We start from the raw sequence: 13586 nt of genomic DNA on the forward strand, positions 1-13586 counted from the left end.
GGTCTCTCCCCAGACCGTTTCACTCCCACCCCCGCACAGTTGAATCGGTCAGCTCAAGAGCGTAAAACACGAACGAAACTGCCAGTCAACAGTGGTTCATTGGCACTAAAGTGCCTAATGAACTGTGCAGGGGAAACTCTAGGTTAGCTAAAGCTGACAGAGTTTCTCCCAACCACTGCCTTATGATGTTAAAATGAACTCTAATTGATGAGGTTGGACTTTTGGCCCAACCTCTTTTTTTGTGCTAGACTGCAGTTTTGAATTTTAGCAGCTGTGCAATCTTTTTATTATAGTTATTAGCTATAGCAACCCCTACATATATAGTTTTAAACTATATAAAAGCATAAAAAGCTAAAAACCCATAAACTATTGATTTAACAGTAATTATCTAGTATGATTTTAATCAAAATAAAAAAATAGGTTATAGTTATGAGGCGACTGTTTAGGTGCCTCTAAGCTCAAAACTATAAGGAGGATTAAATGACAAAAGTTTCTAATTTGGGTTATCCGCGCTTGGGAGAAAATCGTGAATGGAAAAAGCTGATTGAGTCTTACTGGTCAAAGAAAATTAGCCAAGAAGAGCTATTTGCAGGCGCCAAAGCACTGCGGAAGGATTTTTTGAAAAAGCAGCTGAATGCAGGACTGGACTTAATTCCGGTCGGGGATTTTTCACTTTACGACCAGATTTTGGATTTGTCTATCCAGTTCAATATCATTCCTAAGCGCTTTGCTAAGGAGGATGCTGACATTGACCTGTATTTTTCTATTGCTCGGGGCAGCAAGGACAATGTTGCTTCTTCCATGAAGAAATGGTTTAACACTAATTATCATTATATTGTTCCTGAATGGACAAAACAGCGCCCGAAACTTAATAATACTCGTCTTTTGGATCTTTATCTGGAAGCAAGAGAGATTGTAGGAGATAAAGCTAAACCTGTTATCACTGGTCCCATCACCTATGTGGCACTTTCATCCGGCGTTGAAGATTTTACTGCCGCTGTCAAAAGTCTTCTGCCGCTCTATAAGCAGGTCTTCAAAGAATTGACTGACGCAGGAGCAGTTTATATTCAGGTTGATGAACCGATTTTTGTGACCGATGAGGGGGCTGATTATCTTGAAGCAGCAAAAGCTGTTTATGGCTATTTTGCTAAGGAGATTCCGCATGCTAAGTTTATTTTTCAGACTTATTTCGAGGCTCTGGTTGATGCAGAAAGCTTATCTAAGCTCCCTGTTGCAGCTTTTGGACTTGATTTTGTCCATGGCCTGGAAGAAAATCTCGCAGCTCTGAAAAAGGGGATTTTCAAAAATAAGGAAATCTTTGCCGGTGTGATTGACGGCCGCAATATTTGGAGTTCTGATTTTGTCAAAATCGCTGAACTCTTACAGACAATCAAAGAAAATGCTGCTGAAATAACCGTCCAGCCTTCCTGTTCGCTTTTGCATGTGCCTGTGACTGCTAAAAATGAGACAGATTTAAAAGCTGTTTTGTTAAATGGCTTAGCTTTTGCTGATGAAAAATTACAGGAAGTTAAGCTTCTGGCAGAAAAGCTGGACGGCCGAGAAAGGCCTGCCTACAGGGAGCATATCTCCCATTTTGAAGCTCTTCAGGCCGCTGATTTCAGAAATGTTGAGTTGGAAAATCTTGAAGATGTACCGACTGAACGAAGCAGTAGCTTTGAAAAAAGACGTCAGCTGCAGCAGGACAAATTGCATCTGCCGCTTTTACCAACGACAACGATAGGTTCTTTTCCGCAGTCGCAGGAAATCCGGCGGACGCGTTTGGCTTGGAAGCGTGGTAAGATAAGCGACGAAGATTATCAGGCCTTTATAAATGCTGAGATCGAACGCTGGATTCGCATTCAAGAGGACTTGGATCTTGATGTTTTGGTTCACGGCGAATTTGAGCGGGTTGATATGGTCGAATTCTTTGGTCAGCAGCTAGCAGGTTTTGCCACGACAAAACTGGGCTGGGTTCAGTCTTACGGTTCTCGGGCTGTGAAACCGCCTATTATTTACGGTGATGTCCAGCATATAAAACCCTTGACTGTCCGTGAAACTGTTTATGCGCAGAGTCTTACGGATCGGCCGGTCAAGGGAATGCTAACGGGGCCGATTACCATTACCAACTGGTCCTTTGAACGAACAGATATTCCGCGCAGACAGCTCTTTGAACAGATTGGTCTGGCTATCAAAGACGAAATCAAGCTTCTGGAAGATGCTGGTATTGCTATTATTCAAGTCGATGAGGCAGCGCTCCGCGAAGGACTGCCGCTGCGCAAGTCTAAGCAAAAAGCTTACCTCGATGATGCCGTTCGGGCCTTTCATATAGCGACATCGTCTGTCAAGGATGAAACGCAGATCCATACGCATATGTGCTATTCCAAATTTGATGAAATCATTGATTCCATTCGGGCTCTTGATGCGGATGTTATTTCCATTGAAACCAGCCGCAGTCATGGTGATATTATTGAATCTTTTGAGACTGCTGTTTATCCGCTGGGTATCGGTCTAGGTGTCTATGATATTCACTCACCGCGCGTGCCCTCTCAAGAAGAAGTTGTTGCTAATATCGAAAGACCTCTGCATAAACTTTCTCCTAAGCAATTCTGGGTCAATCCTGATTGTGGGCTGAAAACCAGACAGGAGCCTGAAACTATTACAGCTCTCAAAGTTTTGGTCGCAGCGACCAAGGAAGTTCGTCAAAAATTGGGAAATTAAGTCAAGGAGAGTGTCCATGTCCAAATTGCTAGATAAATTAAAAACCGATATTTTAGTAGCTGACGGCGCTATGGGGACCCTTCTTTATGCCGATGGTTTAGAATCTTGCCACGACTACTATAATATCAGCCATCCCGAACGTATTTTAGCTATTCATAAGGCTTATATTGATGCAGGAGCTGATGTTATTGAGACCAATACTTATGGCGCCAAACGGCACCGTCTTAAAAGTTTTGGCTATGATAATGATATTAAGGAAATCAATCAAAGAGCAGTCGAGATAGCTCGTCAGGCTGCCGGAGAAAATGTTTTTGTTTTGGGAACAATAGGGGCTTCGCGAGGACTGAAACAGTGTGAGCTTAGTCTGGAAGAGATTGTTGAAGAGACAGTTGAACAGGCTCAGGCGCTTTTAGAAACGAAACAGCTAGATGGCTTGCTGTTTGAAACCTATTATGACAGAGAAGAGCTGGAAGCTGTTCTAAAAGCAATAAGACCGCTGACTGACCTGCCCTTGATAACCAATATGGCGCTCCACGAAGCAGGCATTACAGAAGACGGCCGCCCCTTAGTAGAGGCTCTCAGCAATTTAGTGATGCTGGGTGCTGATATTGTCGGGCTGAACTGTCATCTGGGACCTTATCATATGATTCAGTCCCTTAAACAGGTGCCTCTTTTTGCACAAAGCTATCTGTCTGCTTATCCTAATGCCAGTCTTTTATCATTTGTCAGTGATGATGAAAAAGGGCAGTATCGCTTTAGTCAGAATGCTGATTATTTTGAATACTGCGCTCGGCTTTTTGTGGAAGAAGGTGTGCGTTTGATTGGCGGCTGCTGCGGAACAACACCGGATCATATAAGAGCTATTAAGCGAGGCATCAAAAAATTAAAGCCGGTCGAACGCAAGGTTATTACTCCGCTGATTACGGAGCAAGAATTCATTGATGAAATCAGCAAAAAAGAAACTCTGGCAGATAAGGCTAAAAAAGAAGTAACGATTATTGCAGAGATTGACCCTCCTAAGACATTAGCCATTGATAAGTTTGTCGAAGGAATCAAGGCTCTGGACAAAAAGAATATCGCTGCTATCACTTTAGCGGATAATTCTCTGGCCAAAACCCGCATTTGCAATCTCAGCCTGGCGTCTTTATTAAAAGATGAAGTGACAACACCTTTTTTACTTCATCTCTCCTGCCGTGATCATAATATGATTGGCCTCCAGTCGCGCCTTTTGGGAATGGATGTGCTGGGATTTGATCAAATTCTTGCTATTACAGGGGACCCTTCAAAAATCGGTGATTTTCCTGGAGCGACCAGTGTTTACGATGCCACTAGTTTTAAATTGCTGTCTTTGATTAAGCAATTGAATCAAGGAAAAGGCTACAGCGGAGCCAGCCTGAAAAGGGCAACTCATTTTACAGCAGCGGCAGCTTTTAATCCTAATGTCCGCCAGTTAGAAAAAAGCAGCCGTCTTATTGAGCGTAAAATTAAAGCAGGAGCTGATTATTTTATTACACAGCCTATTTTTAACGAAGAAACGATTCATCAGTTAGGAGAGCTGACAAAAGCCTACGACCAGCCCTTTTTCGTTGGCATTATGCCAATAACGTCTTATAACAATGCTGTTTTTCTGCACAACGAAGTCCCAGGAATCCATTTATCAGAAACACTTTTGGAAAAGCTGAAAGCCGTTAAGGACGATAAAGCGGCCTGTCAGGCGGCTGCGTTGGCAGAAAGCAAGGCATTAATTGACTGCGCCTTAAATTATTTTAAGGGAATCTACCTCATCACGCCCTTTCTGCGCTATGATCTTACTTTGGACTTGATTGATTATATTCAAGAGCGGACGGCTGTCATGAAAAAGCGAGCTTAATGAACTGCACCCCAAGGGTTAGTCTAAAAAAGCTAACGATTGAGGTGCTTTTTGATGCCATTAAATGACGAGGTTAAAGCTGAACTCTATCAGCTAAGAAATCAATCCTTCCACAGTCAAAACTTCTCTAACCGTTTGGAGTGAGGATTCTTCGTTTGCCACAGTTCATTTGGTTTATGGAAGAGTACGAAGCAGCGATTGTTCAAAAAAGAAAGATAGGTATTGCTCTTCTGAATTAAAGACGGAAATTCTTGATAGAATACTGATCCGCTCGTTTTCAACTGGATGCTGATGGATTTGACTAGAAATGCTATAATAGATTTGAACTGAGAATGGGAGAAGAGCATGGTTGGGGAACAATCGTGTTTTGTCTCATTCTCTTAGAATCTCTTAGAAATACAGATGACAGATGAAAAATTACGCAACCTTTTATGAAAGTTTGACAGAACCAATCCGAACAAGACCGAGACTTATCCGGCTCATCAAATGGACAAATATTTTCATTACCAGACTGATGCCCATCCTTTATCTGGCTTTGCTGGTCTATCTTTTTTGGTCTCAAAAAACGATACGTATTTTGGGGTCTTATATTGTCGTTCCGGGTACGGCTTTTATTTTGCTGTCTCTGGCAAGGCGGATTCTTAATAGTCCCAGACCTTATGAGGTCTGGAAAATTCAGCCCTTGATTACAAAGCAAACAAAAGGGCAGTCTATGCCCAGCCGTCATGTTTTTTCAGCGGTGATAATCAGTGTTTGTGTCCTGCGTGTGACCATTGGAGGCGGAATCTTTTTATTAATTTTATCTGCTTTGTTAGCTTTTTGCCGTGTTTTAGGCGGTGTGCATTATCCTAAGGATGTTATTGTCGGCTATTTAATCGGACTTGCAGCAGGCAGCCTGCTTTTTTTGGCTTGATAGATTTGGCAGTTCTAACACAGCTGCGCTTAGAGGGGGTAAACGTTTTAAAGTAGAAAGAAGAACTAAAAAGTAAACCTTACTTGCGGCTAAATCAAGATATTACTGTTAACCAAAAAAGAGTTTGCACTATCAATTTCTGAAGAAAAGCTGATTTTGCTGTCGCTCTTTTTTTGTTACAATAGAAGCATGAAAAATTTTTATGATGTTTATGCGAATCATGCAGAACTTCCTTATTTTGCTCCGTGCTATCAAGAAGAGCTCCTAAAAAAGCCTATTCCCAAGCGCAATATGGTACGCACAGCAGAAGGTCTTTTGCCCGGCCATATTATTATGCTTTGGCGGATTAGTTTTGGCACCTATACCAATCAAGCTTTCCACCATAAGTATTTTTATACCAGCTATGGCATTGATGCCCAGAAAGAATTAGACTGGCTGATTCAAGAAAACTATGTCAGGCTGAATACGGCTTTTGAGTCCTTGAAATATTTAGCTGTGCCTAAATTAAAGGAATTTTTGCAGCTGCGGCATGTTAAAGGGCTGTCTAAAATGAAACGTTATGATGCAGAAAAAGCTCTTGCACAGGTTTACTCCAATGAGGATCTGGAATCTTTGTTTGATCTCAGAGGCTATCAATTAACGGATAAGGGAAGAGCTGTTTTAAAACGGCATCCAGACATCGTTGCCAAGCATCCGCAAAAGAAATTCTGATAAGGGATTTCTTTAACTTTAGCCTTAATTATGCTATAATGAGTGGTAATGTAAAACAAGGAGATAACAATGGAAATTGTACGTCAAAAAGAATTTGTTAACCAATATCACTATGATGCTAGAAACTTAGAATGGGAAAAAGAGAATGGGACACCTGAAACAGATGTCGAAGTTACTTTCCAATTAGTCGAAAAAAATGAAGAATTAAATGAGACAACTGTTGTGGCTGTCTTGCAATTCATGATTGTCCGCGATGAGTTTGTTCTTAGTGGTGTTCTGTCACAAATGGTTAAGATTAAAGATCGCTTGATTAATCAGCCTAGCGAATTTTCACAGGAGGAAGTCGCGACTTTAGCAGCTCCTCTGCTAGATATTTTAAAACGCATGACCTATGAAGTGACTGAAATTGCACTTGATAAAGAAGGCGTAAGCTTGGAGTTCTAAATAAGATGAAATTAGCTGTGATTACGGACTCATCGGTCTATCTTCCGCAAGATTTTAATCAAAGTGAAGATCTTTTTATTCTTGATATTGATATTACTATTGATGGAAAGATTTATACTGAAGGTAAAAACCTAAGTCTTGATGAATTTTATAGGAAAATGGCTGTTTCCAAAGAATTACCTAAGACTAGCCAGCCTAATCTAGCTGAGTTGGATGATTTATTAACCGACTTAGAAACAGAGGGCTACACACATGTTATCGGTCTTTTTCTGTCTGGCGGTATTTCAGGATTTCACCAAAATATCCAATACTTGATTGCTGAGCATGATAAGCTTGAAATTGCCTTTCCCGATACTAAAATTACCTCCAGTCCTATGGGATGGATGGTTATGGAAAGCTTGAGATGGGGACAAGAAGGTTTGCCTTTTGAGCAGATTTTAGCCAATCTGAAGATCATGATTGATAAGACCAAAGCCTTTATTATGGTTGATGATCTTAACCATCTGGTTAAGGGCGGCCGTTTATCAAATGGTTCGGCACTCTTAGGAAATCTTTTGAGTATCAAGCCTATCCTTTATTTTACGGATGGCCGAATTGAAGTTTTTGAGAAGGTCAGAACTGAGAAAAAAGCCCTTAAACGTCTCATTTCGATCATAGATGAAGTTACTGCTGATGGCTCTTATATGGTCTACATTATTCATGCCAATGCCAAAGAGAAGGCAGAAGATTTGAAAAACCGTTTAACAGAAGAAGGCTATACAGAAAATCTTGCCATTGTTCCTTTTAATGGCGTTATTGCTACCCACCTGGGTGAAGGAGCTATTGCCCTTGGTGCTATACCAATGATTTAAGGAGAGACAAAATGAGTATTAAAGTGATTGTTGCAGGTTTTAAGGGAAGAATGGGTTCAACAGCTGTTGATATGGTTAAAAATGACGATGAGCTTGAATTGGCAGCGCTTTTGGATCCTTTCGCAGCTGAAAAGGAAATTGATGGCGTACCTGTCTTTACGGATAAAAATGATTTGATTGGTTTTGATGCCCATGTTTGGGTTGATTTTACTGTCCCTAAAGTAGCTTATGAAAATACGCATTTTGCTCTTGAACATGGCTTTCGTCCAGTCGTGGGGACAACCGGTTTTACGCAAGAGCAGATTGCCGATTTGACTGCTTTGTCTGCTGACAAAAAAACAGGTGGTTTGATTGCACCGAACTTTGCTATTGGAGCAGTTTTGCTGATGGAATTTGCTGCTAAGGCTTCCAAGTATTTCCCTGATCTTGAAATCATTGAATTACATCATGATAAGAAAAAAGATGCTCCGAGCGGAACAGCCATTAAAACAGCTGAACTCATCCAAGAAGTACGCAACTATAAAAAACAAGGTGCGGCAGATGAGGAAGAAACGCTGGCTGGTGCACGTGGAGCTGAATTTGATGGCTTTAGAATTCATAGTGTCCGTTTACCAGGTCTTGTTGCTCACCAAGAGGTCATTTTTGGTGCCCAAGGAGAAGGTTTGACACTTCGTCATGATTCCTATGATCGGATTTCTTTTATGAGCGGTGTTAATTTGGGAATCAAAGAAGTGGTGAAACGAGAGCAGCTTGTTTATGGTTTGGAACATTTACTATGAGATTAAAAGATTTGCCTTCTGAATTTCAGGAGGCTTTACCAGTATTAGAGAAAATTAAGGCGGCAGGTTTTGAAGCTTATTTTGTAGGCGGCAGTGTGCGCGATGCTTTGCTGGGCCAGCCCATTCATGATGTTGATATCGCCAGCAGCTCTTACCCTGCAGAGACTAAGAAGATTTTCCCGCGAACGGTAGATATTGGCATTGAGCATGGCACCGTTTTGGTTTTAGAAAACGGACATGAATATGAAATCACGACCTTTCGGACTGAGGATGTTTACGTGGATTACCGCAGACCCAGTCAGGTGTCTTTTGTGCGCTCTTTGGAAGAGGATCTAAAGCGCCGTGATTTTACCATCAATGCCTTCGCTCTCAATGAGCGGTCTCAAGTGATTGATAAATTTAACGGTTTGGCAGATTTAGGGCAAAAGCGGCTGCGAGCAGTTGGCAATGCTGCTGAGCGTTTTAACGAAGATGCTCTGCGGATCATGAGAGGCCTGCGCTTTACTGCCAGTTTGGACTTTGATATTGAAGAAGAAACCTTCACAGCTATGAAAGAACATGCCCCTTTGTTGGAAAAAATTTCGGTAGAGCGTTCTTTTATCGAGTTTGACAAGCTGTTGCTGGCACCATATTGGCGTAAAGGGATTGATTATTTGATTGTCAGTCAGGCCTATGACTATCTGCCATTCTTACAAGATTCTGCGGATAAGTGGCAAAAACTGTTGAAAGATTTACCGGAGGACTTTACTTTTACCAGTTCAGAACAGGCTTGGGCAAGTGTACTGCTGTATCTGGATATCAAAAATATTAAATCTTTCTTGAAAAGTTGGAAAACTTCTAATGATTTCCAAAAAACAGTAGAAAAACTTCTGGCTATTTACAGATTGCGGCAGGAAAGACAAATTGAGAAAGCTGATGTTTATCACTATGGTGCATCATTGTTAATGCTGGTCGAAGAATTGCGGCAGGCTCAAGGTTTAGTGGTTGATTTTGAACGCATTAAGGAGCTAGATGCAGCTTTAACCATTCATGACAAGCATGAAATTGTGGTCAGGGGCGGTGATTTAATCGTGGCTTTTGCTTTGAAACCGGGACCAAATTTAGGAAAAATCTTGAATCAAATTGAAAGTTTTATTGTTGATGGAAACTTAGCCAATGAAAGACAGGCTATTTTAGATTTTGTCAGAAGGGAAATCAAAGAGAATGAGTGATTTTATTGTTGAAGGGCTAAGCAAAACAGTCGGCGATAAGACGGTCTTTCAGGATATTTCTTTTATCATTCATGATCTTGATCGTATTGGTATTATTGGTGTCAATGGGACTGGAAAGACAACTCTTCTTGATGTCATTTCTGGTAAATTGGGTTTTGATGGTGATAAGTCACCTTTTTCTAGTAAAAATGATTACAAGATAGCCTATCTGACACAAGAACCTGTTTTTGATGAAACAAAAACAATTCTTGATACGGTCTTGTCATCAGATTTACGAGAAATGCAGCTGATTCATACTTATGAGCTGCTGATGGCAAATTACAGCGAAGCCAGTCAGGAACAAGTGGAAAAAGTCATGGCAGAGATGGATTCTTTAGATGCTTGGTCCATTGAGAGTGAAGTTAAGACCGTTTTGTCTAAATTAGGACTTTTGGATTTATCTCAAAAGGTTGGTGACTTGTCGGGCGGTTTAAAGCGGCGAGTACAGTTAGCCCAAGTTTTGCTGAATGATGCCGATCTGCTTTTATTGGATGAACCAACCAACCACCTTGATATTGATACCATTGCTTGGCTGGCTAATTTCCTTAAAAGCAGTAAAAAAACGGTCCTCTTTATTACCCATGACCGTTATTTCTTGGACAATATTGCAACGCGTATCTTCGAACTGCATGATGCCAGTTTGACAGAGTACCAAGGCAACTACCAAGATTATGTTCGCTTGAGAGCTGAGCAGGATGAGCGCGATACGGCTGCGCTTCACAAGAAAAAGCAACTCTATAAACAAGAATTAGCTTGGATGCGCAGGCAGCCGCAGGCCAGAGCAACAAAGCAGCAGGCCCGGATTAATCGATTTAATGACCTCAAAACCGACCTGTCAGGCACAAGGGCTTCAGCTGACCTTGAAATCAACTTTGCAACCAGTCGTATCGGTAAAAAGGTTATCAACTTTGAACAGGTCAACTTTGCCTATCCTCATAAAACGATTTTGACAGATTTTAATTTGCTTATTCAAAATAAAGATCGCATTGGCATCGTTGGTGATAATGGCGTTGGTAAATCAACTCTTTTAAATCTCATTAATGGTGAACTGCAGCCAAGTTCTGGCAAACTTGATATTGGGGAGACAGTCCGAATTGGTTATTTTTCACAGCAAATTAAAAATATGGATGACAATAAGCGCGTGATTAATTATTTGCAGGAAGCAGCAGATGAAGTTAAAACGGCTGTTGGAACAACTAGCGTAACAGATCTTTTGGAGCAGTTTCTCTTTCCGCGCTCAACACATGGGACGCTTATTTCTAAGTTATCAGGCGGTGAAAAGAAACGTCTTTATTTACTAAAAATCCTTATTGAAAAGCCTAATGTCTTACTCTTAGATGAGCCAACTAATGATCTTGATATTGCGACTTTAACAGTTCTTGAGAATTTTTTACAGGATTTTTCAGGCCCTGTCATTACGGTTAGCCATGACCGTTATTTTCTAGATAAAGTAGCGACTAAAATTTTGGCTTTTGAAAATCATAGCATTCGTGAATTTTTTGGTAATTATAGCGATTATCTGGATGAAAAAGACTTTGAAAAATCCAGCTCTGCTATGACACAAAAAACAGAAAAATCCAGAGCTGAAAGGGCTAAGAGCGAAAAGAAGCGCATGTCCTATTTTGAAAAACAAGAGTGGACGACGATTGAGGATAATATTGCTAATTTAGAATCTAAAATCGAGGAGATTGAGGCAGCCATGCAGGAAAATGCCTCAGATTATGGACAATTGGCGGTCTTGCAGAATGAGCTTGATGATATGAATGATCAGCTGTTGGAAAAATACGAGCGCTATGAGTATTTAAGTGACTTGGAGAAGTAATGCAGCTAAGACCTATCGAGAAAAAAGATAATGCAGCAGTAGCTGCGCTCATTCGCCATTCTTTAGAAAAAGAAGGTTTGGCTATTAAGGGCACTGCCTACTTTGATCCTTATTTAGACAATTTGGCGGGTTATTATCGATCTAGTCCCAGATCAGCCTATTTTGTTGTGGAAGATAATCAGATGATTGTCGGAGTTGGCGGTTTTGTACCTGTTTCTGAGGAAACGGCAGAACTGCAAAAGCTTTATGTACACAGAGCATATCGCGGCAAGGGCATAGCCGGCCTTTTGCTGAGGCATATTTTTCAGGAAGCTAAAAAAGAGGGATTTGCTAAGCTCTACCTTGAAAGTTCGCATGTACTCAAGCAGGCTCTTAAGGTGTATGAGCACTTTGGTTTTACTGCTTTAGAGTCTTCCTTGTCTTTTGAAGGTTCGCATGATGCTATGGATGTTTGGATGGTAAAAGATTTGTAAGAAAAAGGAGAGGATATGGCTTATATTTGGTCTTATTTGAAAAAGTATCCTAAATGGCTGATATTGGATGTTTTAGGTGCTTTTTTATTTGTTGTGGTGAATTTAGGCCTGCCGACTGCTTTGGCTCGAATGATTGACCAAGGCATCACGCCGGCTGATAAAAAGGCTCTTTATTTTTGGGCTCTTATTATGTTTGTTATTGTTTTGCTTGGCATAGCAGGGCGGATTACACTAGCTTATGCTTCGAGCAGACTGACAACAACAATGATTAGGGATATGCGAAATGATATGTATGACAAACTGCAGCAGTATTCTCACCACGAATATGAAAAAATCGGTGTCGCTTCCTTAGTAACGCGTATGACTAGCGATGCCTTTGTTCTCATGCAGTTTGCTGAAATGTCCCTACGAATGGGAATTGTGACTCCCATGATGATGGTCTCCAGTGTTATTATGGTTCTTTTGACCAGCGCATCATTGGCCTGGGTTGTCGTTGTTGCCATTCCTTTTTTAATTTTGGTTGTTTATTATGTGGCAATTAAAACACGTCCCTTATCTGAGAAGCAGCAAAGGACGCTGGATAAGGTTAATCAGTATGTGCGTGAAAACCTTACTGGTCTTAGGGTTATTCGTGCCTTTGCTCGTGAATCTTTTCAAGAGGAGCGTTTTGCACAAAAAAACAGTACTTATGAAAATACCTCTAGCCGGCTGTTTAAGTTAACCGGTCTGACAGAAGCTCTTTTTGTCCAGATTATCGTCGTTATGATTGTAGCTATTGTGTACTTTTCACTGGATCCCCTGCAAAAGTCTGCGATTAAGATTGGCGATCTTCTTGCTTTTATTGAATATAGCTTTCATGCCCTTTTTTCCTTTCTGATATTTGCCAATATTTTCACCATGTATCCGCGGATGGCTGTATCCAGCAAACGCATTCAGGAAGTAATGGCTATGCCCATTTCAATTAATCCTAATGAAGGCGGCATTGTTAATACCCAAACGAAGGGCTATTTGGAGTTTGACAATGTTACCTTTGCCTATCCCGGAGAGACTGAAAGTCCTGTTTTGCATAATATCAGCTTTAAAGCTGGTCCGGGTGAGACTATTGCTTTTATTGGCAGTACAGGTTCGGGAAAATCATCATTGGTTAATCTGATTCCACGATTTTATGATGTGACCTTGGGCAAAATTCTCGTTGACGGCGTTGATGTCCGTGATTATAATTTGAAAGCTCTGCGCCAGAAAATCGGATTTATTCCGCAGCGAGCCCTGCTTTTTACCGGAACTATCGGTGAGAATCTTAAGTATGGCAAAGAAGATGCTACTCTGTCTGAATTGGATTTGGCAGCTGAGGTAGCTCAGGCTAAAGAGTTCATTGAAAGCCGAAAAGAAAAATTTGATACCCATTTAGCCGAAGGCGGCAGCAACCTCTCAGGCGGTCAGAAGCAGCGCTTATCCATTGCTCGGGCTGTCGTTAAAAAGCCAGATATCTATATTTTTGATGACTCTTTCTCAGCTCTGGATTATAAGACAGACGCTCAGCTGCGGGCACGTCTGAAAGAAATAACGGGCCAAGCTACCGTTTTAATTGTCGCCCAGCGTGTTGGAACCATTATGGATGCTGATCAGATTGTTGTCTTGGATGAAGGTGAAATTGTCGGCCGAGGAACCCATGATGAGCTGATGAAGTCCAATGAGATATACCGCGAAATTGCTAATTCGCAGCTTGATAATCATAGTTTGACAGAAGGTTAGGAG

General features: G+C 41.1%; 11 protein-coding genes. All 11 read left to right on the plus strand.

Features of this window, described 5'->3' with window-relative positions:
* Positions 1-480 precede the first annotated feature (480 nt).
* The 11 genes from metE (at position 481) to SRA_RS04285 (ending at position 13583) form a co-directional block, all read left to right on the plus strand.
* Entirely contained in the window at positions 481-2718 is a 2238-nt protein-coding gene (gene metE, locus SRA_RS04235; RefSeq protein WP_003088014.1) for a 5-methyltetrahydropteroyltriglutamate--homocysteine S-methyltransferase, read from the plus strand.
* Positions 2719-2734: 16 nt separating this feature from the next.
* The gene (locus tag SRA_RS04240) at positions 2735-4588 is read left to right on the plus strand and encodes a bifunctional homocysteine S-methyltransferase/methylenetetrahydrofolate reductase (protein ID WP_003088015.1); all 1854 of its coding nucleotides are present in this window, start codon (positions 2735-2737) and stop codon (positions 4586-4588) included.
* A 409-nt stretch (positions 4589-4997) separates the two neighbouring features.
* The gene (locus SRA_RS04245) at positions 4998-5501 is read left to right on the plus strand and encodes a phosphatase PAP2 family protein (protein ID WP_003088016.1); all 504 of its coding nucleotides are present in this window, start codon (positions 4998-5000) and stop codon (positions 5499-5501) included.
* Between the two features lie 189 nt (positions 5502-5690).
* The gene (locus SRA_RS04250) at positions 5691-6212 is read left to right on the plus strand and encodes a hypothetical protein (protein ID WP_003088018.1); all 522 of its coding nucleotides are present in this window, start codon (positions 5691-5693) and stop codon (positions 6210-6212) included.
* Between the two features lie 69 nt (positions 6213-6281).
* On the plus strand, positions 6282-6656 hold the full coding sequence (locus tag SRA_RS04255) for a DUF1149 family protein (protein WP_003088020.1): 375 nt from the start codon (positions 6282-6284) through the stop codon (positions 6654-6656).
* Between the two features lie 5 nt (positions 6657-6661).
* Positions 6662-7507: a DegV family protein gene (locus SRA_RS04260; protein ID WP_003088022.1), complete on the plus strand. Its 846-nt coding sequence runs from the start codon at positions 6662-6664 to the stop codon at positions 7505-7507.
* 11 nt (positions 7508-7518) lie between these two features.
* Positions 7519-8286, plus strand: coding sequence for a 4-hydroxy-tetrahydrodipicolinate reductase (gene dapB / locus SRA_RS04265; RefSeq protein WP_003088024.1), 768 nt, complete (start codon positions 7519-7521; stop codon positions 8284-8286).
* Entirely contained in the window at positions 8283-9497 is a 1215-nt protein-coding gene (locus tag SRA_RS04270; RefSeq protein WP_003088026.1) for a CCA tRNA nucleotidyltransferase, read from the plus strand. The genes dapB and SRA_RS04270 overlap by 4 nt, the downstream gene beginning before the upstream one ends.
* Positions 9490-11358 (plus strand): ABC-F family ATP-binding cassette domain-containing protein, encoded by a 1869-nt coding sequence (locus SRA_RS04275; protein ID WP_003088028.1) that lies wholly within the window; start codon positions 9490-9492, stop codon positions 11356-11358. Before SRA_RS04270 ends, SRA_RS04275 begins: the two co-directional genes overlap by 8 nt.
* The gene (locus tag SRA_RS04280) at positions 11358-11831 is read left to right on the plus strand and encodes a GNAT family N-acetyltransferase (protein WP_003088029.1); all 474 of its coding nucleotides are present in this window, start codon (positions 11358-11360) and stop codon (positions 11829-11831) included. Before SRA_RS04275 ends, SRA_RS04280 begins: the two co-directional genes overlap by 1 nt.
* Positions 11832-11846: 15 nt before the next feature.
* Positions 11847-13583: an ABC transporter ATP-binding protein gene (locus tag SRA_RS04285; RefSeq protein WP_003088031.1), complete on the plus strand. Its 1737-nt coding sequence runs from the start codon at positions 11847-11849 to the stop codon at positions 13581-13583.
* The last annotated feature ends 3 nt before the right edge of the window (positions 13584-13586 follow it).

Origin of the sequence: Streptococcus ratti FA-1 = DSM 20564 (assembly GCF_000286075.1) — a bacterium.
GTDB classification, from domain to species: domain Bacteria; phylum Bacillota; class Bacilli; order Lactobacillales; family Streptococcaceae; genus Streptococcus; species Streptococcus ratti.

Bases quoted from the DNA above. Each gene is read 5' to 3' on its own strand.
- metE (WP_003088014.1), top strand. From the start codon at position 481: ATGACAAAAGTTTCTAATTTGGGTTATCCGCGCTTGGGAGAAAATCGT.
- SRA_RS04240 (WP_003088015.1), top strand. From the start codon at position 2,735: ATGTCCAAATTGCTAGATAAATTAAAAACCGATATTTTAGTAGCTGAC.
- SRA_RS04245 (WP_003088016.1), top strand. From the start codon at position 4,998: ATGAAAAATTACGCAACCTTTTATGAAAGTTTGACAGAACCAATCCGA.
- SRA_RS04250 (WP_003088018.1), top strand. From the start codon at position 5,691: ATGAAAAATTTTTATGATGTTTATGCGAATCATGCAGAACTTCCTTAT.
- SRA_RS04255 (WP_003088020.1), top strand. From the start codon at position 6,282: ATGGAAATTGTACGTCAAAAAGAATTTGTTAACCAATATCACTATGAT.
- SRA_RS04260 (WP_003088022.1), top strand. From the start codon at position 6,662: ATGAAATTAGCTGTGATTACGGACTCATCGGTCTATCTTCCGCAAGAT.
- dapB (WP_003088024.1), top strand. From the start codon at position 7,519: ATGAGTATTAAAGTGATTGTTGCAGGTTTTAAGGGAAGAATGGGTTCA.
- SRA_RS04270 (WP_003088026.1), top strand. From the start codon at position 8,283: ATGAGATTAAAAGATTTGCCTTCTGAATTTCAGGAGGCTTTACCAGTA.
- SRA_RS04275 (WP_003088028.1), top strand. From the start codon at position 9,490: ATGAGTGATTTTATTGTTGAAGGGCTAAGCAAAACAGTCGGCGATAAG.
- SRA_RS04280 (WP_003088029.1), top strand. From the start codon at position 11,358: ATGCAGCTAAGACCTATCGAGAAAAAAGATAATGCAGCAGTAGCTGCG.
- SRA_RS04285 (WP_003088031.1), top strand. From the start codon at position 11,847: ATGGCTTATATTTGGTCTTATTTGAAAAAGTATCCTAAATGGCTGATA.